Below are 19,855 nucleotides of genomic sequence, written 5' to 3'. Positions count from 1 at the left end.
CTCGATTGTCGTTGGCTGCGAACCAGGTTCGGATCGCTGCGCCGACCTTACCGGGGGCGGGCCGCGAGCCGCCTCCCCCTACCCGGGGTCGACCCGGCCTGCTACACGGGGTCGACCCGACCGGCGAGCCAGCGGCCGTCGACGTTGTCGAACGTCACCCGCATGACCGTGCGGCTGGGCCGCGGCAGGCCGAAACTGGCATCGCTGCGGGTGGTCTGATCGACCGAGACCACGGCGTCGGCGTGCGCCGGATCGGCGGTGTCGGTTCGGCATTCGACCACCACCGCCTCGGCGCGGCTGTGCGCGGACAGCGCCTGCTCGCGGCGGCCGGCGGCGGAATTCTGGAAGTCGTCGTGGAACGCGCCGGTGGACCGGGCCAGCACCCGCTGGTCGTAGTCGTCGTAGGCGGCGTAGTCGTAGGTGGACAGCTGCCGGCCGAAATCGCAGGCGGCCTGCTGAACCGGGTCGGCGGGCACGGCGGCGGTCGCGGGGACGAGGACGAACAGCCCGGCCGATACCGGCACCAGCGCGTACGCCGACCGTCGGAGCAGCCTGAAACCACAGCGCTGCAAGGCAATTCGAGACACAACTCACCCCTTGCTCGTTCGGCGGATATCGGCCGTACGGTTCCGGCGCACAGCTGCGGGCGGGGCGAACCACCGCGCTGGGGTTCGTCCCGTACTCCGGGTTCCCCAGCGGGCGTTCCGCAAACCCCGTCGGCCGGGCCCACGGACGGCGGCACACCGGTAACCAATAAGATGCTTGCGTGAGTCTAGTGCTGCTACCCGCCGTCGATGTCGCCAATGGTGAGGCCGTGCGCCTCGTGCAGGGAGAGGCCGGCAGTGAGACCAGTTACGGTTCGCCCCGCGACGCCGCGCTGGCCTGGCAGAACGACGGCGCCGAATGGGTGCATCTGGTCGATCTGGACGCCGCCTTCGGCAAGGGCTCGAACCGGGAACTGCTGGCCCGGGTGGTCGGTGAGCTGGACGTGAAGGTCGAGTTGTCCGGCGGCATCCGCGACGACGACTCCCTGAAGGCCGCGCTCGCCACCGGGTGCGCCCGGGTCAACCTCGGCACCGCCGCGCTGGAGGATCCGGTGTGGTGCGCCCGCGCGCTCGGCGAATACGGCGATCGGATCGCGGTCGGCCTGGACGTGAAGCTGATCGACGGCGAGTACCGGCTGCGCGGTCGTGGCTGGGTCAGCGACGGCGGCGACCTGTGGGAGGTGCTGGAGCGGCTGGAACGCGACGGCTGCGGTCGCTATGTGGTCACCGACGTCACCAAGGACGGCACCCTCACCGGCCCCAACCTGGTCCTGCTGCGCGAGGTCGCCAACGCGACCGAGAGCCCGGTGATCGCCTCCGGCGGCGTGTCCACGCTGGACGATCTGCGGGCCATCGCGGGTCTGGTCGACGAGGGCGTGGAGGGCGCGATCGTCGGTAAGGCGCTGTACGCCGGGCGGTTCACGCTGCCCGAGGCGCTGGCCGCGGTGCGCTGACCACGATGACCACCGTCGCTGCGACCGCCGATCTCACCGGGCTGCTGGCCACGGCGAGCGCGGCGCTGGATTCGGTCGCGCCGCGCTTCGTCGCCGGCGTCGGCGCCCCGAGCGCGGTGGTGAAGGGCCAGGGCGACTTCGCCACCGAATTCGACCTGGAACTGGAACGCACGCTGTCGGCCCTGCTGACCGAGCGCACCGGGATCCCGGTGCACGGTGAGGAGTTCGGCGGCCCCGAGCTGACCACCGGCACCGCGTGGGTGCTCGATCCGATCGACGGCACCTTCAACTACTCGGCCGGGCATCCGCTGTCCGGCATGCTGCTGGCCCTGGTCCGCGAGGGTGAGCCGGTTCTCGGGCTGACCTGGCTGCCGCTGCTCGGCCGCACCTACGCGGCGGCCGTCGGCGGCCCGCTGCTGGTCGACGGGCGGCCGGTGCCGCCGCTGGCCCGGGCGCGGCTGTCGGACGCGATGATCGGATTCGGCGCCTTCAACATCGACTCGCGCGGCCGGATCCCCGGGTCGTTCCGGTTCGACGTGCTGGGTGCGCTGAGCCGGCTGTCCGGACGGGTGCGGATGCACGGGTCCACGGGTATCGATCTGGCGTTCACCGCGTCCGGGGTGCTCGGCGGCGCGGTCGTGTTCGGCCACCACCCCTGGGACAACGCCGCCGGGGTCGCGCTCGTGCGCGCGGCCGGGGGAGTGGTCACCGATCTCGCCGGCGCGCCCTGGACGATCGAATCCGGCTCGGTGCTCGCCGCCGCGCCCGGCGTGCACGAGGAACTGCTGGAGCTGATCAACTCCGCGGCGGACCGGGCCCGGCACGACGGGCAGGCGGAGCGGTGACCGGCCGCCGGTACCGTGAAACGACGACAACGATGGGGCTGATCCGATGAGTCTGGCCGTCCGGGTGATCCCGTGCCTCGACGTGGACGCGGGCCGCGTCGTGAAGGGCGTGAACTTCGAGAACCTGCGCGACGCGGGCGATCCGGTGGAGCTGGCCGCCGCCTACGACGCGCAGGGCGCCGACGAACTGACCTTCCTCGACGTCACCGCCTCCTCCGGCGACCGCGCCACCATGATCGACGTGGTCACCCGCACCGCCGAGCAGATCTTCATCCCGCTCACGGTCGGCGGCGGCGTCCGCACGGTCGGCGACGTGGACCGGCTACTGCGCGCGGGCGCCGACAAGGTCTCGGTGAACACCGCCGCCATCGCCGATCCGGAGATCCTGCGCGCGATGTCGGAGCGGTTCGGCTCGCAGTGCATCGTGCTGTCGGTGGACGCCCGGCTGGTCCCGGACGGTAATCCGCCCACGCCGTCCGGTTGGGAGGTCACCACCCACGGCGGTAAGCGCAGCACCGGTATCGACGCGGTCGAATGGGCCGTGCGCGGCGCCGAACTCGGTGTCGGCGAGATCCTGCTCAACTCGATGGACGCGGATGGGACCAAGGGCGGTTTCGACCTGCCGATGATCGAATCGGTGCGGCAGGCGGTCTCGGTGCCGATCATCGCCAGCGGCGGCGCCGGCCGGGTAGAGCACTTTCCCCCGGCGGTGCAGACCGGGGCCGACGCGGTGCTGGCCGCGAGCGTGTTCCACTTCGGCGATCTGACGATCCCGCAGGTGAAGGACGCCATGCGGGCCGAGGGTATCGTCGTTCGCTGAGTCCTCCGGGCAATTTTCGATCTCGACGAAACGGTGCACATGAGTCTCGATCCGGCCATCGCCGCCCGCCTCAAGCGCAACGAGGCGGGGCTGGTCGCCGCCATCGCGCAGGAGCGCGGCAGCGGTGACGTGCTGATGATGGCGTGGATGGACGACGAGGCGCTGGCCCGCACCCTGTCGACCCGCAAGGCGACCTATTACTCCCGCTCCCGGCAGGCGTACTGGGTCAAGGGGGAGACCTCCGGCCACACCCAGTACGTGCACGAGGTGCGGCTGGACTGCGACGGCGACGCGGTGCTGCTGATCGTCGACCAGACCGGCGGCGCCTGCCACACCGGCGACCACACCTGCTGGGACGGGGACGTGCTGCTCACGAGCGGTGGGGTCGCGCGGTAGACGCGGCTCAGCGTCGTCGCGGCGCCCGGGTGGGCCGTCCCTTGTCGTCGTCGGGCCGTCCGCCCGCGCGGCCGATGCCGCGGGCCAGTCCGGAATCGATCTGCGCGATCAGCGCCTCACCGAGTTCGACCAGCTGTTCGGTCTGCTGAGGATCCAGGCCGTCGAAGACGAGACCGCGCACGGCCTCCTGATAGCCGGGAGTAGCCTGCTGTACCCGCTCGAGGCCGAGGTTGGTCAGGACGGCCTGCGCGCCGCGGCGGCCGGTCTGCGCGTCGCGCACCACCCACCCGAGGCGCTCCAGCTTGGTGATCACATGCGACAGCCTGGATAGCGATGCATTTGCCTTCTGCGCGAGATCACTCAGCTGCAGTCGATGTCCGGGCTGCTCGGCGAGTACCGCCATCACGAGGTACTCGAAGTGCGTGACCCCGGACTCGTTCTGCATCTGGGTATCCATCGCGGCCGGAAGTTTGGTCGTCAGCGCGACGAGCATCTGCCAAGCTCGCTGTTCGATGGTGTTCAGCCACGTCGTCACTCTGTGCCCTCTCTTGCAGCCAAGTGACGTGCTCTCGTTGACCGAGCTGGTGATAATTGAAACTTCAATTCACAGTCACCCGCGAACACTTAGTTTGCCACGATTTCGCTCGAGGGTCACCAGTGTTGTTTATGACGTGACATCTATCACGGCTCATCAGGACTGTGGGTGACCATCGTCGGCGTGTCGGGCGATCGATTCTCGTGTCGTGTCATGCACATCCTGCTGCGTGCCGACGGATTGCGCGCGCTGTTCCGTGGGGCGCCTGCCCGGGTGGCGGGTGCGGAACCGGCCGCGCAACACGGCGAAGACGACGAGTGCGAACACCACCGCGGCCACGATCGCGGCGGTCAGCGTGGCGCCGCGGAATCCGGGCGCGTCGACGTCGAGCACCCGTTCGCCGGCGTGTGCGGCGTTGGTGGTGCCGAGCACGATGCTCAGCGTCATCAGATTGGGCAGCGCGGTGACGATCGCGACCACCGCCGCGGCCCCGGCGAGGAACCGGCCGGCGCGTTTACCCCAGATCGTGACGGCGAACAGCAGGATCAGCAGCGGTGCCAGCGTGCACACGAAGCCCAGCGCCAGGCCGGACCAGATGCCCCGGCTGAAGCTGCCGTGGCCGGACATACTCGCGACCCGCTGCGCCCACCAGCGCGGGATGAACGCTGTCAGGAGGAAGTACACCAGCACCAGCGCGAGCACGAGGCCCAGCGCGCCCAGGATCCGGCGCCGCAGGGCCGGGCTGATGCCGACGGGTTGCTCCACGCTGTGTGAAGTCATACCGACAGCGTAGGCACCCGCACCGGAGGTGTGAACCACTCGGACCACAGCGTGTCCGATCGGCGTCCGATCAGCTGTTGCGCTGTTTCAGGAAGGCCAGGGCCTGATCGGCGTGGACGTTTGCCTTGAGTTCGCCGGTGATCACGTCGAGCACCGTGCGATCGGTGCCGATCACGAACGTGTGCCGCTTGACCGGCATCAGCGCGCCCAGCAGTCCGCGCTTGACGCCGAACTTCTCGGCCACCACCCCGCCGACGTCCGACAGCACCGGGTAGCCCAGGCGCTGGGCCTCGGCGAACCCGGCCTGGGTCGCGACCGCGTCGGTGCTGATCCCGGCGCAGCTCGCGCCGATCGCGGCGAAATCGGCGGACAGATCCCGGAAATGACAGGCCTCGGCCGTGCAGACCGGCGTATTCGCCTTCGGGTAGAAGAACAGCACCAGCGGCCCCTCGGCCAGCAGCGCGTCCAGCGACCGGACCGTGCCGGACTGATCGGGGAGTTCGAAAGCGGGCGCCTGCTCACCTGTCCTCATGAACCAGACAGTACCGGGCGCACCGGGCGCCCGGTACCCGGAAGAAACCGTCAGATGCCCACCAGCGCCGCGATTTCCGGGTTCTTGATGGTCATCACGTCGAGGATGCCGTGTGCCTTCAGGAACGGCTTCAGCTCCTTGATCCGGTCCGCGTGCCGGGCGAACTCGTCGGGAAAGGCGCGCCGATCGATGTCCTCCAGGGCCTTCACGTAGGTGACGAAGGAGGCGACGGCATTGTGCGGGCCCGGTCCCTGCCCGCCGGGGGTGGTGTTGCGGTTCTGCCCGCCGGAGGTGGTGTTGCGGTTCTGCCCGGTGGAGGTGGCGGTGCGGTTCTGGCTGCCAGGGGTGGTGTTGCGGTTCTGCCCGCCGGTGGCGGCGGTGCGATTCTGCCCGCCGGCGGTCGCGCGGCCGGCCACGTTCGGCGGGGTGGTGTCCGCGGGCCGGGCCGGGGTGGGCAACGAGCGGGTGGTGGCCGGTCGGCGATCCTCCGGTGTCACCGGTTGCGAGGGGTACATCGGTGTTGAACTCCTCTCGTGTCGACCGATTCCGCGCGGGCGCGGGACCAGAATTCGGGCATTCGAGCGAATGATCGGACGCTCGTTATTCGCCGCCGCTGGGTTCCCGGCTGGTTCGGGGCGCGGGAAACCCGGTTGCCCGACCCTGGAATGATGGGTGGATGCCAGGCGCGCCGACCCCCACCACGACCACCCGGGATCAGTTCCGCACCCTCGCGGCCGAGCACCGGGTGGTGCCCGTGACCCGAAAAGTGCTGGCGGACTCCGAAACTCCGCTCTCGGCCTATCGTAAGCTGGCCGCCGACCGGGCGGGCACCTTCCTGCTCGAGTCGGCGGAGAACGGCCGGTCCTGGTCGCGATGGTCGTTCATCGGCGCGGGCAGCCCGTCCGCGCTGACGGTGATCGACGGCAAGGCGGCCTGGCTGGGCACCACGCCGGCCGGCGCGCCGACCGGCGGTGAACCGCTGGCCGCGCTGCGCGAGAGCCTGGAACTGCTGCGTACCGAACGCCTGCCCGGTCTGCCGCCGCTGACCGGCGGCCTGGTCGGCTATCTCGGCTACGACATCGTGCGCCGGCTGGAACGGCTGCCGGAACTCGCCGCCGACGATCTGCACGTGCCGGAGATGGTGCTGCTGCTGGCCACCGACCTGGCCGCCTTCGACCACCACGAGGGCGCCATCACCCTGATCGCCAACGCCGTCAACTGGAACGGCACGGACGAACGCGTCGACGAGGCGTACGACGACGCCGTCGCCCGCCTGGACCGGATGACCGCCGCGCTGGCCGCGCCGGCCGAGTCCACGGTCTCGGTGTTCGAGCGTCCCGAGCCGGAGTACCGGCGGCAGCGCACCACCGAGGAGTTCGGCGCGGGGGTGCGCCGGCTGGTCAAGGAGATCGAGGCCGGTGAGGCCTTCCAGGTGGTGCTGTCGCAGCGGTTCGAGATGGACTACGCGGGCAGCCCGCTGGATCTGTACCGGATGCTGCGGGCCTCCAACCCGAGCCCGTACATGTATCTGCTGCACGTCCCGGACGCGGCGGGCGAGACGGCGTTCTCCATCGTCGGATCCAGTCCGGAGTCGCTGGTGACGGTGAAGGACGGGGTGGCGACCACGCACCCGATCGCCGGTACCCGGTGGCGCGGCGCCACCGAGGAGGACGATCTGCTGCTGGAGAAGGGCCTGATCGCCGACGAGAAGGAGAACGCCGAGCACCTGATGCTCGTCGACCTCGGCCGCAACGACCTGGGCCGGGTGTGCCTGCCGGGTACCGTGCGGGTCACCGAGTACCGGCACGTCGAGCGGTACAGCCACGTGATGCATCTGGTGTCGACGGTCTCCGGGCGGCTGGCCCCCGGGCGGATCGCCCTGGACGCGGTGCAGGCGTGTTTCCCGGCCGGCACCCTCTCCGGCGCGCCGAAGGTGCGTGCGATGGAGTTGATCGAGGAACTCGAGCCGACCCGCCGCGGCATCTACGGCGGCATCATCGGCTATCTCGACTTCGCCGGCGACGCCGACACCGCGATCGCGATCCGCACCGCGCTGTTGCAGGACGGCACGGCGTACGTGCAGGCCGGCGCGGGGGTGGTCGCCGATTCCGACCCCGAGTACGAGGACGTCGAATCCCGCAACAAGGCGATGGCGGTGCTCAAGGCGGTCGCCGCCGCGCAGACCGTGCGGGCCGCCGATCAGGAGACCACCCGGTGAGTGCTCCCGGCGCGGACGCCCCCGGCCCGGGCGACCTATCCGGTAGCGCGGAGTCGGGGGCCGGGGCGCCGGACGGCTCGATGCGTGCCGCCGGGAGCCGCCCCGGGGATGCCGGCGCCGCGAATTCCGGCAGCGGCACACAGGGATACGCCGGGAACGATTCCGGGGAGTCGGCGGCCGGTCCGGGCCCGCGGCGATATCCCGTCGGCCCGGCGGTGCTGCTGACGGTGGCGGCGGTGCTGCTGTGGGCCTCGTCGCGGCTGACCTGGGTCACGATGGTGTCCTCGGACGGGCTGACCGAGCCGCGTACCCACACACTCGACGGTGGTACCTGGTTCGGGGCGCTGACGCCGCTGGCGCTGGTGCTGCTGGCCGCGATCGCGGCCATGTTCGCCACCCGGGGCTGGTTGCGCCGGATGGTCGGCGCGGTGGTGGCGCTGCTGGCGGCGGTGTCGGCGGTGCCGTGGTTCGCGTTGGTGAGCGGGCACAGCCGTACCGCCGAGCGCGCGGCCCGGCTCGCCGATCTGCCGGCGCGGGCCCGGGTCGACCACGTCACGACCTCGTGGCTGCCGGTGTGGCTGTCGCTGGCCGGTGCGCTCGCGGCCTTCGTGGCCGGAGTGCTGCTCGCGCGGATGCCCGAGACCACCGCGCGGTTGTCGGGCAAATACGAGAACCCGGTGTTCCGGCGCGCCGCGGCCGCCGAGCAGGTGTCCGGGCAACACAATCGAGGCGAGAAAGAATCCGTACGGACCGAAGCGGCCGATCCGGATCAGTCGTTGTCCGAACGGGTGTTGTGGGACGCGCTGGACGCCGGAGCCGATCCCACCGAGGACGATCCCGGCGGGCGGCGGTGACCGGGGCAGGCGCTGGTCCACTGCACAACACCCCGCCGTCGGCGCCGTGAACACGACCATTACTCTTTATCAAGCATCGGTGAGACAGCGCCTGAGATTCTCAGGAAGCAAGTCCGTCTCCCCAGAAAGGATTCGAGCCAGATGACAGTCCTCGACTCGATTCTCGACGGGGTCCGCGCGGATGTGGCCGCTCGGGAAGCCCTCCTGGATTTCCAGGCAGTCAAGAAGGCGGCCGCGGCGGCCCCCTCCCCCCGCAACGCCCGGGCCGCGCTGTTCGCGGACGGCATCGCGGTCATCGCCGAGGTCAAGCGGGCCAGCCCCTCCAAGGGCGCGCTGGCCGACATCCCGGACCCGGCCAGCCTGGCGAAGGCGTATGAGGACGGTGGCGCGCGCATCATCAGCGTGCTCACCGAGCAGCGCCGGTTCCAGGGTTCGCTGGACGATCTGGACGTGGTCCGCGCGACCGTCGACGTGCCGATCCTGCGTAAGGACTTCGTCGTCGGCCCCTATCAGATCCACGAGGCCCGCGCGCACGGCGCGGACGTGATCCTGCTGATCGTGGCCGCCCTCGAACAGGACACGCTGTCCTCGCTGATCGACCGCACCGAATCGCTGGGCATGACGGCCCTCGTCGAGGTGCACACCGAGGAGGAGGCCGACCGCGCCCTTGAGGCCGGCGCCTCCGTCATCGGGGTCAACGCGCGCAACCTCAAGACCCTCGAGGTGGATCGCGACGTGTTCGCGCGGATCGCCCCCGGTCTGCCCACCGAGGTCATCCGGGTCGCCGAGTCCGGTATCAGCGGCACCGCCGATCTGCTGGCGTACGCCGGCGCCGGCGCCGACGCGGTCCTGGTCGGCGAGAGCCTGGTGACCAGCGGTGATCCCCGTGCGGCGGTGTCCGAACTGGTCACCGCCGGTACCCATCCGTCCTGCCCGCGCCCGTTGCGCCGGGGCGTCGCCCGGTGACCGGAACCACCGAGAACGCCGCGCTGCCCCAGGCCAGCGAGGGGGTCACCCAGCGCAGTCACGAGCCCGATCAGGGCGGGCATTTCGGCGTGTACGGCGGCCGGCACGTGCCGGAGGCGCTGATGGCGGTGATCGAGGAGGTCACCGCCGAATACGACAAGTGCCGCGTCGACCCCGGATTCCTGACCGAACTGGACCGGTTGCAGCGCGACTACGCGGGCCGTCCGTCGCCGGTGTTCGAGTGCACCCGGTTGTCCGAGCACGCCGGTGGCGCGCGGATCTTCCTCAAGCGCGAGGATCTGAACCACACCGGCTCGCACAAGATCAACAATGTGCTCGGTCAGGTGCTGCTGGCGAAGCGGATGGGCAAGACCCGGGTCATCGCCGAGACCGGCGCGGGCCAGCACGGCGTGGCCACCGCGACCGCGTGCGCGCTGTTCGGCATCGATTGCGTGATCTACATGGGCGCGGTCGACACCGCCCGGCAGGCGCTGAACGTGGCGCGGATGCGGCTGCTCGGCGCCGAGGTGATCTCGGTGACCACCGGCTCGCAGACGCTCAAGGACGCCATCAACGAGGCCCTGCGCGACTGGGTGACCAACGCCGACGACACCTACTACTGCTTCGGCACCGCCGCGGGACCGCATCCGTTCCCGCTGCTGGTGCGGGATTTCCAGCGGGTGATCGGGCTGGAGGCGCGCGTGCAGGTGCGCGAGCGCACCGGGCGGCTGCCCGACGCGGTCACCGCCTGCGTCGGCGGCGGCTCCAACGCGATCGGCATCTTCCACGCCTTCATCGACGATCCGGCGGTCCGGCTGGTCGGCTTCGAGGCGGCGGGCGACGGGGTCGAGACCGGCCGCCACGCCGCCACCTTCACCGGCGGCACACCGGGCGCGTTCCAGGGCGCGTACTCGTACCTGTTGCAGGACGAGGACGGGCAGACCATCGAATCGCATTCCATCTCCGCCGGTCTGGACTATCCGGGCGTCGGGCCGGAGCACGCCTATCTCAAGGACATCGGCCGCGCCGAGTACCGCCCGGTCACCGACACCGAGGCGATGGACGCACTGCTGCTGCTGTCCCGCACCGAGGGCATCATCCCGGCGATCGAATCCGCGCACGCGGTGGCCGGCGCGCTGCAGCTGGGCCGCGAATTGGGCGAGGGCGCAATCGTTCTGGTGAACCTGTCCGGTCGTGGCGACAAGGACATGGACACCGCCGCCCGCTGGTTCGGGCTGTTCGACGGGCCGCAGGAGGAGCAGCAGTGAGCCGTCTGGAGAGCGCCTTCGCCGCGACTCGCGCCGAGGGCCGCGCCGCCCTGATCGGTTATCTGCCCGCCGGGTACCCGGACCTCGCCGGATCCATCGCCGCGTGCACCGCGATGGTCGAATCCGGTTGCGACATCATCGAAGTCGGCATCGCCTACTCCGATCCGGTGATGGACGGCCCGACCATCCAGGCCGCCTCCGAGCAGGCGCTGCGCGGCGGCGTCCGGGTGCGCGACGTGTTCTCCGTGGTGCAGGCGATCGCCGACGCCGGTGGCCGGGCGGTCGTGATGACCTACTGGAATCCGGTGCTGCGGTACGGCGTCGACCGATTCGCCCGCGATCTCGCGGCGGCCGGTGGCCTCGGCCTGATCACCCCCAATCTGATCCCGGAGGAGGCGGCCGACTGGTTCGCCGCCGCCGAGGCCCACGATCTGGATCGGATCTTCCTGGTCGCGCCCTCGTCGACCGAGGAGCGGCTGGTAATGACCATCGAGGCCAGTAGCGGTTTCGTCTACGCCGCCTCCACGATGGGTGTGACCGGGGCCCGTGACGCGGTCTCCTCGATGGCGCCCGAGCTGTGCGCCCGGATCCGGGTCCACTCCGATATCCCGATCGGCGTCGGGCTCGGTGTGCGCAGCGGCGCTCAGGCGGCCGAGATCGCGGCCTACGCCGACGGCGTCATCGTCGGCTCGGCGCTGGTCGCGGCCGCGGGCGAGGGCCTGGACCGGGTGCGCGCCCTCACCACCGAACTCGCCGAGGGCGTCCGCTCCGCTCCCGTCGCGTCGTAACCGGGCGGCCGGGCACCGGCCGGGTCCCTTCGGCTACGGTGGGGCGCGTGACCATTCCAGTCCTGGCAGACAGTGTTGCTGCGCGCGGTGCGGTGTTGGCCTACATTCCCAGTCCGCCGCGCGGCGTGTGGCATCTAGGCCCGTTCCCGCTGCGGGCCTACGCGGTGTGCATCATCGTCGGCATCATCGTCGCGATCTGGTGGGGCGAGCGGCGCTGGCGGGAGCGTGGCGGGCAGCCGGGCGCGGTCCTCGACGTCGCGATGTTCGCGGTGCCGTTCGGACTGGTCGGCGGGCGGCTGTACCACGTGGCCACCGACTGGGAGAAGTATTTCGGGGCCGGCGGGCATCCGATGAACGCGTTCCGGGTGTGGGAGGGCGGCCTCGGCATCTGGGGTGCGGTGTTCCTCGGCGGCGTCGGCGCCTGGATCGGCTGCCGTTCGTATCGAATCCCGTTGCCCGCCTTGGGCGATGCGATCGCGCCGGCGATCCTGCTGGCCCAGGCGATCGGGCGGCTGGGCAACTGGTTCAACCAGGAGTTGTACGGCCGTACCACCGAGGTGCCGTGGGGGCTGAAGATCTTCCTGCGGTTCGACCCGGTGACCGGGCAGCCGGACATGATGAACGGCGTCTCCAACGGTCAAGTGGAGAAGATCGTCCAGCCCACTTTCCTGTACGAACTGGTGTGGAACGTGCTGGGCGTACTGCTGCTGGTCTGGGCCGACAAGCGGTTCCGGATCGGCCACGGCCGGTTGTTCGCGCTGTACGTGATGATCTACACCTTCGGCCGGTTCTGGGTGGAGTTGCTGCGCGACGACGACGCCACGCATGTCTTCGGCATCCGGATCAACTCGTACACCTCGGTGATCGTGTTCCTCTGCGCCTTCGCGTATTTCCTGTTCGCGACCCGCGGGCGGGAGACCGCGGCGCAACTGGCGCCCGGTGGTCGCCGTCCGTGGCCGTGGCAGTTCGGCGCGCTGCGCCGGAACGCGGCCGCCGCCGAGGCCGCGGAGGTGGCGGAATCGGCTGTTGCCGCAGGGGATTCGATCGCGGCGGCCACGGCCGCGGCGGAGGATTCGGCCGCCGCCGGTTCGAGCGCGACTGGTGCGGGCGGGATTGGTTCGGCCGCCGCCGGTTCGAGCGCCACCGGTGCGAGTGGGGCCGGTCTGGCTGCCGCAGCCGGTTCCGGCGACGACGCCGAATCGGTCTCCGGTTCCGGTACGGATTCGGGTTCCGCCGCAGGCGGTTCCGCCGCCGCGTCGACCGCCGAATCCGGGTCGGGCGGGGCGGCGTCCGATTCCACCGTGGCGGCGTCCGATCGGACTGCCGCCGAAGCGGTTTCCGGCGAGGATGCCGGGGGCGGCAACGAAATCGGAACCGTCCGCGATAAACCGGCCGACCCGGTGGACGACGAGGACACCGGACCGGCACCGGCGACTGCGGCGAATACGGCCGAGTCGCGCAAGAATTGACGTGCGGGTCGCTCTGACCCGCACGGTACGGGCGGCCCGCGGGCAGCCCGGACGAGCGAGGAGGACGCGCGTGACCGAGCCCAACCAGCCCCAGCCCGGATGGGGCGGGCCGCAATACGGCGCGCCGGGCACCGGCCCGGGGCAGCCGCAGGATTTCGGCGGGCAGGCCTACAGCGGCGGTTACGACCAGTCGGGTAGCGGCTACGGACAGCAACCGCAGTACGGCGCACCCGGCTACGGGCAGCCGGGGAGCGGCCAGCCGGTCGGCGGGCAGCCCGGCTACGGCCAGCCGGCCGGCGGGCAGCCCGGCTACGTCCAGCCGTATTCGGTTCCGGTCGTCGGTGGCGGCTATCCACCGGACCAGGACGCGCCCTACGGCCGCAACATGTACGGCGAGCCCTACTCGGACAAGTCGAAATTGGTTGCGGGCCTGCTGGAGATCTTCCTCGGCAGCTTCGGGGTCGGCCGGTTCTATCTGGGCTATCCGGGCATGGCGATCGCCCAGATCGCCGTCACCTGGCTGACCTGCGGTATCGGCCACATCTGGCCGCTGATCGACGGCATCATGATCCTCACCGGCAAGGTGCGCGATCCGTACGGCCGTCCGCTCCAGGAGAACTGACGCCGGTGTTGCCGCCCTCCGCGGCGGCCGCCGGGTCGTGACGCAGATCATGTTCAGTGCAATTGATAGCGATGGGTATGCCGAATCGGCATACCTCCCTCGGCAGACTAGGGTTGACTCGTGATGCGACGGACAAAGATTGTGTGCACCCTCGGTCCGGCTACCGCCGCCGAGGACCGGATCCGCGAACTTGTCGAAAGCGGCATGGACGTGGCCCGGTTGAATTTCAGTCACGGCGAACACGCCGACCACGCTGAGAACTATCAGAAGGTACGGCGCGCGGCCGACCAACTCGGCCGCGCCGTGGGCATTCTCGCGGATCTACAGGGCCCCAAGATCAGGCTCGGCCGTTTCACCGACGGCAAGACCTTCTGGGCCACCGGGGAGGAGGTGCGGATCACCGTCGAGGACATCGACGGCAGCCACGACCGCGTCTCCACCACCTACAAACAATTGGCCGCCGACGCCAAGGCCGGTGACCGGCTGCTGGTCGACGACGGCAAGGTCGGCCTGGTCGTGCTCCGGGTCGAGGGCAACGACGTGGTCTGCCGGGTCACCGAGGGCGGCCCGGTCTCGAACAACAAGGGCGTGTCGCTGCCCGGCATGGACGTGTCGGTTCCGGCCCTGTCGGAGAAGGACATCGAGGATCTGGAGTTCGCGCTCGGGCTCGGCGTCGACTTCATCGCGTTGTCGTTCGTCCGCTCGCCCGCCGATGTCGAGCTCGTGCACGACATCATGGACCGGGTCGGCCGCCGGGTGCCGGTGATCGGCAAGCTGGAGAAGCCGGAGGCCATCGACAATCTCGAGGCCATCGTGCTCGCCTTCGACGCGGTCATGGTCGCGCGCGGCGACCTGGGGGTCGAGTTGCCGCTGGAGCAGGTGCCGCTGGTGCAGAAGCGGGCCATCCAGATGGCGCGGGAAAATGCCAAGCCGGTGATCGTCGCGACCCAGATGCTGGAGTCGATGATCACCAACTCCCGGCCCACCCGGGCCGAGGCGTCCGACGTCGCCAACGCCGTGCTCGACGGCGCGGACGCGGTGATGCTCTCCGGCGAGACCTCGGTCGGCGACTATCCGATCGAGACGGTCCGCACCATGGCCCGGATCGTGCACGCGGTGGAGGCCGAATCCTCCACCCGGGTCCCCCCGCTGACCCACGTGCCGCGCACCAAGCGCGGTGTCATCTCCTACGCGGCCCGCGACATCGGCGAGCGGCTCAACGCCAAGGCGCTGGTCGCGTTCACCCAGTCCGGCGACACCGTGCGCAGGCTGGCCCGGCTGCACACCCCGCTGCCGCTGCTGGCCTTCACCCCGCTGCCGGAGATCCGCAGCCAGCTCGCGCTGACCTGGGGCGTCGAGACGTTCATCGTGCCGTCGGTGGCGACCACCGACGAGATGATCGGTCAGGTCGACAAGGAGCTGCTGTCGATGAATCGGTACCGTAAGGGTGATCTCGTGGTGATCGTGGCCGGCTCCCCGCCGGGCACCGTCGGTTCCACCAACCTCATCCACGTGCACCGCATCGGCGAGGAGGACCACTGATTTGAGCGCGACGCTGGGCGGGTCACGGGAGTCCGCGCACCCGTCGGGCGGCGCGCCGGCCGGTGCAGGCGACCTCGGTGAGCTGCTCGGCCTGCTCGATCTGGAGCAGGCCGGCGAGGATGTGTTCCTCGGGCACCATCCGCGGAAGGTGTGGAGCCGCACCTTCGGCGGGCAGCTGGTGGCGCAGGCGATCGTGGCCGCCGGCCGGACGGTGACGACCCCGGGCTCGGCCCAGCGGTCGCGGCCGCTGCACGCGATCAACGCGCACTTCATTCGTGGCGGAGATCCGAAGCAGCCCATCGAGTTCCGGGTGCAGCGCATCCGGGACGCGCGCAACCTCGCCAACCGGATGGTGATCGCCAGCCAGGACGGCGAGGAACTGTTCATGATGCTGGCGGCGTTCCAGGACTGGGTGCCCGGTCTGGAACACGCCACCGCGCCGCCGGATGTGCCCGGCCCGGAGGGGCTGGTGCGGGTGGAGGAGTCCTTCGCCGGCTTCGAGGACAAGCTGGAGATGTTCGTGAAGGCCCCGCGCCCGATCGAGATGCGCTTCGCCAACGAGCCGGCCTGGATCCTGAAGGGCACCGGCGGCACCCTGGAGCACAACCGGGTGTGGATGCGCGCCGACGGCCCGATGCCCGACGATCCGCTGATTCATGTTGCGGCACTGGGGTATTCGTCCGACACCACGGTGCTGGATTCGATCATCACCACGCACGGGCTGGCCTGGGGCCTGGATCGGCTGCTGGCGATCACGGTGAACCACTCGATCTGGTTCCATCGCCCGTTCCGGTTCGACGAGTGGGCGTTGTACGCGACACAGTCACCGGTGGCGGCGGGCTCGCGTGGCCTCGCCACCGGGCACTACTACTCGCAGTCCGGTGAGCTGCTGGCGACCGTCGTGCAGGAGGGGTGCATCCGGCACTGGCCGGCGCGCAAGGGATAGCGGCGCCCGGAAGTCCTTGTGGCACTCAGAAACTGGTGAGGTGTTCCAGCTCCGCGTGCTCCTCCAGGTCGAAGCTGTCGCGGCTGCTGGCGTGCAGGACGTACGGCACGGCGGTCGCACCGCAGCCGTGACCCTTCGAAATACCTTGCACCAGTTGGCGTTCCAGCGAGCTCAGATCGGCCTCGGTGAGCAGGTCCGGCGGGCCGACGAGGCTGAGGGCGATCTCGTAGGTGCCGTGGGCGACGGGCTCGGTTCCCGGATTGTCCAGGCGCCAACGGGTTTCGAGCATCATGTGCGCGTGGTGGTCGGTGTCGACCGGGAGGGTGAAACGCCACGCGAAGACATCACGGTCGGCGACATGATCATCGACCACGCGCCGCACGGTCGCCACGACGCGCTCGAGGGTTTCCGGTGTCACATAAACATGGAGCGAAACATCCGAAATGCGTTTCGGCATGTCGTTCAGTCCTGTTCTTGTGTCGAACCGTCGGCTGCGGAAGTGTTCGCCGGAAGTGTAGACCCGAATACTCGAATTAGCGAGAATCAGGCGTGTCACCGGCCCCCGGGCGTGCGCGGATGCGCCGAATACCGCCGCCGCACTAGGCGTGGCGGCCGATTCCGAGATGCCGTTCGAACGGTTGCGGCTCGGCCCGCCCGCCGGGCAGGACCACCAGCCGCGGCCGTCCGCGCTCGTCGGTGCCGCGTCCCTGATGGATCTCCAGGGCCAGCAGCAGTGGCACCAGCGCACTCGCGATGCGGTCGCCGATCTCGCAGTACTTCTCCGGTGACAGGCCGACCGGATCGGCGATGTTCTCCCGCCCGACCAGGGCGAGATCGTTTCGGGCCCGGTCGATCTCGGCGACCGTGCGGGCGCCGCTGACCCGTGCGATCCGGAAGGCCTCGAGCAGCGTGAACGTGCGGGACGTCGCCGATGCCACGAGTTTGCTTATATCGTCCCGGATATGGTCGGTCATCGTGAGGATCAGATCCGCGCGCTCCACCATGGCCGGCTGCAACCGGCGGGCCTTGAATCCGCTCGCATCGCCGCCCAGTCCGCTGATCGCCTGCGCGGCAAGCGGTTCCACACCGAATCCGACCAGTGCGCGGGTACCCGCGCTCTCGGCCGTCAGCTCGGTCAGCCCGTGTTCGGCTGCCAGCGCCGTGGTGAGCCGTTCGGCGATCACCGACCGGCACACATTGCTATTGCAGACGAACAGGACGTGCATGGTAGTACGGTAGGGCGCGGGATACGAAATCAGAAGCCGATCACGGGCGGATCACAGTCCGGCGGGCGAGTGTTCATCCGGTGGTACCAATCCGTCGCCGGTCGTTAGCCAGCGGGTCGCTCGAGCGGGTATTCCATTCGGTTGACCAACTATTCGTCGTGGCGTGCCGGGTCGGCCGGATCGTCGGCGTAGTAGGTCTGCTCGGCCACCACGGGCGCGGCGGCGCGGTCCTGGCTCCGGCCACCCGCGGCGGTGTCGCGGATCCGGCCGCGGGTGGAGAACAGTCGTCCGCGTGACGGGACGGTCGGCGCGAACCGGGCCAGTCCGGTCGGTGTGGACATGTCGTCGTACATGGCGTCGATCCCGCCCTGCGCGAAATAGGCCTCGTGCCAGAACCCGGTGCCGCCGGAGTCGCGCAGGAACCGCTCCCACCACTGCCGGTGCGGATCGCCGCGCGTCCATCGCTCCAGGCTGTCCAGATCGCGCCAGTACTGCCGCGCACCCCAGTGCGGCGGGAACAGCGACCAGATGATGTCGTCGTGCCACAGCAGGCCGTCGGGCCGATCATGGTGCGACCGATACAGTTTCGGCCCGACGCCGAGCAGCCGGGCCATGCCGCGCAGGGTGCGCACCCGCATGCCGAGATATACGACGACCAGATCCGGGTATCCGGACAGGTCCGCTGTCAAGCGCTGTACTCGCACTGTCCACGCCCTCCGTGCCTCGTCTCTGTGAGAACAACGGGGCCGGGACGGGTTCGGTTCGATGACGGCGAATGCCGGTGCGTCGTGCGGGTTCCCGCGAGTCCCGTCCGGCGCGACCAGGGCGCGGCCGCTCCGTCGCACTTGTCCGATATGTCGGAATCGCGAAAAGGTAGCCAGCAAATCGACCGGGTGGTATTGAATTAATTTCCCGGAAGCGGTTGCTTGAAATCCGCAACGCTGACAGGATGCTTGTCGTACGGCAATCACGGAGGTTGTGATCACCCGCCGTATTCTCACCGACTCTTCCCTCAGGACACTCTCTTGAATAACGTGCGCAGGCTGTGGCGGCCACCGAGGCTCCCGGCATTTTTCCGAGGTCCGCCGAACTGATCCACCGGCTGCGCGAACGTGCAATTTCGGGCGCACGTGCAGCCGATGCCGAGCGGACCGAATAGTCATCCTTCCCCGGAGTTCGAACCGTGACATCCGGTTTCGGAACCGGCTCGACCCGGGATCCGGCCCACGGCCGGAAAGCATCACAACGTGTGGTGGTCGAATTGTTCTACGCTCCCGCCGAACGGTATACCGGCAATTTTCGTGTCGATGGCGAGCCGGGCGGCGAATTTTCTCTTGTGCGCGGCACGGTGGCGGCCGTCGATTCTCCCGGTGTGCCGGGAATACCGGAGCGGGCGGGCCGGTGCCGACCCGCCGTCGCCGGCATGGCGGAATTACGCGCGATGCGCCCGGCGGTCACCGACGGCTCCACATTCGCTGTCGCGTCCGGCCGGCTCGATATCCGGTGCGGGGCGGTCGCGGACGGCGAACCGGTGGTCGTCATCGCCGGCCGGGTCGCGGTGCTCGAGCCGGGCGCACCTGTCGCGGGGACCGTTCGCCGGTCGCGGGCCGGGTGTGGCGACCGATCGGTCCGGATCACCCGGCCCGCTCGGATCACCCGGGACGCACCGGGTTCGGTGACGCGATGCCGTGACACGGCGACGGCACGGGACCGCGGCGCGGCGGTGGCGAGCTGCCGCGACGCGACCGAGCTGTACTGGCACGGTGTGGCCGGGCTGCACGGCGACGGTGTGGTGGGGCTGTCCTGCTGTGGTGTGGCCGAGCCGCACGGCCATGGCGCTGTCGGGCTGCACTGCCGTGGTTCGGCGCAGCTGTACGGCCATGGCGTCGCCCGGCTGCACTGCCACGGTGCGGCGCAGCAGTACGGCCACGGCGTTACCGAGCTGTACTGCCCGGCTGGGCGAAGACGCACTGCCGCGAGGCAGCGAATACGTGCTGTCGCAGCGTGGTCGATACACCCTGTCGCGGCGCGGCGGACCGGGCTCACGGCGGAAAGCGCTGCGGCTGGTGGACGAAGGCATCGACGAACCGTATCCGGCTCCTCGCACCGGACCCCACAGAAAGGCGCTGATGAATTCCCCGACGACGAACAGCGATCCGGCCGGGCAGGTCGGCTCGCTGGTCACGAGCCCGAGAACGGAGGTGCCGGAATGTATCGCGGCGAGCGTCCCCGGCAGGTCGACCGGCGTGCTGCCGGCCCTGCGGACCGTCGGCGACCGTCCGGCGGTGGCGCCGGATCCGGCGCTACCGGCCAGGGATCGCGACGGTGCCGGTGCGAGGGCTCCGGTGGCGCCGGATTTGCCGGCCGCTGCTTCGAAACTGTTCTGGGGCCGCGATATGGCGACGATCGAGGATATTCGGAAGCGGCAGAGGGGAATTCGCGCCGACCGCGTGGTGGTGTGCCGCGGCACGGTGAACGTGGGAATGCTCCCCATGCGGACCCGGCGGGTCGCCCGGGAGGCCGGCCGGTTGTGATGGGTCGGAGTGCTCG

The 19,855-nt window shown here is 69.9% G+C and carries 22 protein-coding genes; 14 read left to right on the top strand and 8 right to left on the bottom strand.

Going from position 1 to position 19,855, the window contains the following annotated elements:
* Window positions 1-101 precede the first annotated feature (101 nt).
* Window positions 102-587, bottom strand: coding sequence for a hypothetical protein (locus NRB56_RS04880; RefSeq protein WP_153339280.1), 486 nt, complete (start codon window positions 585-587; stop codon window positions 102-104).
* A 179-nt stretch (window positions 588-766) separates the two neighbouring features.
* On the opposite strand from NRB56_RS04880, the gene priA reads away from it, so the two are divergent.
* Genes priA through hisI form a run of 4 tightly spaced genes read left to right on the top strand, consistent with a single transcriptional unit; the run spans window position 767 to window position 3,559 of the window.
* Window positions 767-1,498 carry a bifunctional 1-(5-phosphoribosyl)-5-((5-phosphoribosylamino)methylideneamino)imidazole-4-carboxamide isomerase/phosphoribosylanthranilate isomerase PriA gene (priA, locus tag NRB56_RS04875; RefSeq protein WP_319942563.1) on the top strand — a complete coding sequence of 244 codons (732 nt, stop codon included), beginning with the start codon at window positions 767-769 and terminating at the stop codon, window positions 1,496-1,498.
* Window positions 1,499-1,503: 5 nt separating this feature from the next.
* On the top strand, window positions 1,504-2,343 hold the full coding sequence (locus tag NRB56_RS04870) for an inositol monophosphatase family protein (RefSeq protein WP_153339279.1): 840 nt from the start codon (window positions 1,504-1,506) through the stop codon (window positions 2,341-2,343).
* 46 nt (window positions 2,344-2,389) lie between these two features.
* Entirely contained in the window at window positions 2,390-3,163 is a 774-nt protein-coding gene (gene hisF / locus NRB56_RS04865) for an imidazole glycerol phosphate synthase subunit HisF (protein WP_153339278.1), read from the top strand.
* A gap of 39 nt (window positions 3,164-3,202) precedes the next feature.
* Window positions 3,203-3,559, top strand: coding sequence for a phosphoribosyl-AMP cyclohydrolase (hisI, locus tag NRB56_RS04860; RefSeq protein WP_153339277.1), 357 nt, complete (start codon window positions 3,203-3,205; stop codon window positions 3,557-3,559).
* Between the two features lie 7 nt (window positions 3,560-3,566).
* Here hisI and NRB56_RS04855 read toward each other — a convergent pair whose 3' ends face one another.
* From NRB56_RS04855 to NRB56_RS04840, 4 genes are all read right to left on the bottom strand, one after another.
* A complete protein-coding gene (locus NRB56_RS04855) occupies window positions 3,567-4,052 on the bottom strand; it encodes a MarR family winged helix-turn-helix transcriptional regulator (RefSeq protein ID WP_227837271.1) in 486 nt (161 codons plus the stop codon).
* A gap of 198 nt (window positions 4,053-4,250) precedes the next feature.
* Window positions 4,251-4,874, bottom strand: a complete 624-nt coding sequence (locus NRB56_RS04850; protein WP_153339276.1) for a permease — start codon at window positions 4,872-4,874, stop codon at window positions 4,251-4,253.
* Window positions 4,875-4,944: 70 nt separating this feature from the next.
* On the bottom strand, window positions 4,945-5,406 hold the full coding sequence (locus tag NRB56_RS04845; protein WP_153339275.1) for a peroxiredoxin: 462 nt from the start codon (window positions 5,404-5,406) through the stop codon (window positions 4,945-4,947).
* A 50-nt stretch (window positions 5,407-5,456) separates the two neighbouring features.
* Window positions 5,457-5,921: a hypothetical protein gene (locus NRB56_RS04840; protein WP_153339274.1), complete on the bottom strand. Its 465-nt coding sequence runs from the start codon at window positions 5,919-5,921 to the stop codon at window positions 5,457-5,459.
* A 161-nt stretch (window positions 5,922-6,082) separates the two neighbouring features.
* On the opposite strand from NRB56_RS04840, the gene NRB56_RS04835 reads away from it, so the two are divergent.
* The 9 genes from NRB56_RS04835 (at window position 6,083) to NRB56_RS04795 (ending at window position 16,079) form a co-directional block, all read left to right on the top strand.
* Window positions 6,083-7,624 (top strand): anthranilate synthase component I, encoded by a 1,542-nt coding sequence (locus NRB56_RS04835; protein ID WP_153339273.1) that lies wholly within the window; start codon window positions 6,083-6,085, stop codon window positions 7,622-7,624.
* Complete coding sequence (locus tag NRB56_RS04830; RefSeq protein ID WP_319942562.1) at window positions 7,621-8,478, top strand: TIGR02234 family membrane protein; 858 nt, start codon at window positions 7,621-7,623, stop codon at window positions 8,476-8,478. The genes NRB56_RS04835 and NRB56_RS04830 overlap by 4 nt, the downstream gene beginning before the upstream one ends.
* A gap of 141 nt (window positions 8,479-8,619) precedes the next feature.
* Window positions 8,620-9,444: an indole-3-glycerol phosphate synthase TrpC gene (trpC, locus tag NRB56_RS04825; protein WP_153339272.1), complete on the top strand. Its 825-nt coding sequence runs from the start codon at window positions 8,620-8,622 to the stop codon at window positions 9,442-9,444.
* A complete protein-coding gene (trpB, locus tag NRB56_RS04820; RefSeq protein ID WP_319942561.1) occupies window positions 9,441-10,712 on the top strand; it encodes a tryptophan synthase subunit beta in 1,272 nt (423 codons plus the stop codon). The genes trpC and trpB overlap by 4 nt, the downstream gene beginning before the upstream one ends.
* On the top strand, window positions 10,709-11,500 hold the full coding sequence (gene trpA, locus NRB56_RS04815) for a tryptophan synthase subunit alpha (protein WP_319942560.1): 792 nt from the start codon (window positions 10,709-10,711) through the stop codon (window positions 11,498-11,500). The genes trpB and trpA overlap by 4 nt, the downstream gene beginning before the upstream one ends.
* A 47-nt stretch (window positions 11,501-11,547) precedes the next feature.
* Complete coding sequence (gene lgt / locus NRB56_RS04810; protein WP_319942559.1) at window positions 11,548-12,969, top strand: prolipoprotein diacylglyceryl transferase; 1,422 nt, start codon at window positions 11,548-11,550, stop codon at window positions 12,967-12,969.
* Window positions 12,970-13,039: 70 nt separating this feature from the next.
* Window positions 13,040-13,591, top strand: coding sequence for an NINE protein (locus tag NRB56_RS40415; RefSeq protein WP_406603433.1), 552 nt, complete (start codon window positions 13,040-13,042; stop codon window positions 13,589-13,591).
* Between the two features lie 120 nt (window positions 13,592-13,711).
* Window positions 13,712-15,133, top strand: a complete 1,422-nt coding sequence (pyk, locus tag NRB56_RS04800; protein ID WP_319942558.1) for a pyruvate kinase — start codon at window positions 13,712-13,714, stop codon at window positions 15,131-15,133.
* 1 nt (window position 15,134) lies between these two features.
* Window positions 15,135-16,079 (top strand): acyl-CoA thioesterase, encoded by a 945-nt coding sequence (locus NRB56_RS04795; RefSeq protein WP_406603432.1) that lies wholly within the window; start codon window positions 15,135-15,137, stop codon window positions 16,077-16,079.
* 25 nt (window positions 16,080-16,104) lie between these two features.
* On the opposite strand, the gene NRB56_RS04790 is transcribed toward NRB56_RS04795, so the two are convergent.
* The 3 genes from NRB56_RS04790 to NRB56_RS04780 all read right to left on the bottom strand — a co-directional run bounded on the left by NRB56_RS04790 (window position 16,105) and on the right by NRB56_RS04780 (window position 18,009).
* Window positions 16,105-16,536: a hypothetical protein gene (locus tag NRB56_RS04790; RefSeq protein ID WP_153339271.1), complete on the bottom strand. Its 432-nt coding sequence runs from the start codon at window positions 16,534-16,536 to the stop codon at window positions 16,105-16,107.
* A 142-nt stretch (window positions 16,537-16,678) separates the two neighbouring features.
* Window positions 16,679-17,305 carry an arsenate reductase/protein-tyrosine-phosphatase family protein gene (locus NRB56_RS04785; protein WP_153339270.1) on the bottom strand — a complete coding sequence of 209 codons (627 nt, stop codon included), beginning with the start codon at window positions 17,303-17,305 and terminating at the stop codon, window positions 16,679-16,681.
* Between the two features lie 149 nt (window positions 17,306-17,454).
* A complete protein-coding gene (locus NRB56_RS04780; protein ID WP_319942557.1) occupies window positions 17,455-18,009 on the bottom strand; it encodes a monooxygenase family protein in 555 nt (184 codons plus the stop codon).
* 1,425 nt (window positions 18,010-19,434) lie between these two features.
* Between NRB56_RS04780 and NRB56_RS04775 the strand changes: the two genes are divergently transcribed.
* Complete coding sequence (locus tag NRB56_RS04775; RefSeq protein WP_153339269.1) at window positions 19,435-19,839, top strand: hypothetical protein; 405 nt, start codon at window positions 19,435-19,437, stop codon at window positions 19,837-19,839.
* The last annotated feature ends 16 nt before the right edge of the window (window positions 19,840-19,855 follow it).

Origin of the sequence: Nocardia aurantia (assembly GCF_009604425.1) — a bacterium.
GTDB classification, from domain to species: Bacteria; Actinomycetota; Actinomycetes; order Mycobacteriales; family Mycobacteriaceae; genus Nocardia; species Nocardia aurantia.
The sequence above is the reverse complement of the archived record's forward strand: the minus strand, read 5'-3'. Positions and strand labels throughout refer to the sequence as shown.

Excerpts from the sequence above, each read along its gene's own strand:
- NRB56_RS04870 (WP_153339279.1), top strand. The coding sequence starts at position 1,504 with ATGACCACCGTCGCTGCGACCGCCGATCTCACCGGGCTGCTGGCCACG.
- hisF (WP_153339278.1), top strand. The coding sequence starts at position 2,390 with ATGAGTCTGGCCGTCCGGGTGATCCCGTGCCTCGACGTGGACGCGGGC.
- hisI (WP_153339277.1), top strand. The coding sequence starts at position 3,203 with ATGAGTCTCGATCCGGCCATCGCCGCCCGCCTCAAGCGCAACGAGGCG.
- NRB56_RS04855 (WP_227837271.1), bottom strand. The coding sequence starts at position 4,052 with ATGCTCGTCGCGCTGACGACCAAACTTCCGGCCGCGATGGATACCCAG.
- NRB56_RS04850 (WP_153339276.1), bottom strand. The coding sequence starts at position 4,874 with ATGACTTCACACAGCGTGGAGCAACCCGTCGGCATCAGCCCGGCCCTG.
- NRB56_RS04845 (WP_153339275.1), bottom strand. The coding sequence starts at position 5,406 with ATGAGGACAGGTGAGCAGGCGCCCGCTTTCGAACTCCCCGATCAGTCC.
- NRB56_RS04840 (WP_153339274.1), bottom strand. The coding sequence starts at position 5,921 with ATGTACCCCTCGCAACCGGTGACACCGGAGGATCGCCGACCGGCCACC.
- NRB56_RS04835 (WP_153339273.1), top strand. The coding sequence starts at position 6,083 with ATGCCAGGCGCGCCGACCCCCACCACGACCACCCGGGATCAGTTCCGC.
- trpC (WP_153339272.1), top strand. The coding sequence starts at position 8,620 with ATGACAGTCCTCGACTCGATTCTCGACGGGGTCCGCGCGGATGTGGCC.
- NRB56_RS04790 (WP_153339271.1), bottom strand. The coding sequence starts at position 16,536 with ATGCCGAAACGCATTTCGGATGTTTCGCTCCATGTTTATGTGACACCG.
- NRB56_RS04785 (WP_153339270.1), bottom strand. The coding sequence starts at position 17,305 with ATGCACGTCCTGTTCGTCTGCAATAGCAATGTGTGCCGGTCGGTGATC.
- NRB56_RS04775 (WP_153339269.1), top strand. The coding sequence starts at position 19,435 with ATGAATTCCCCGACGACGAACAGCGATCCGGCCGGGCAGGTCGGCTCG.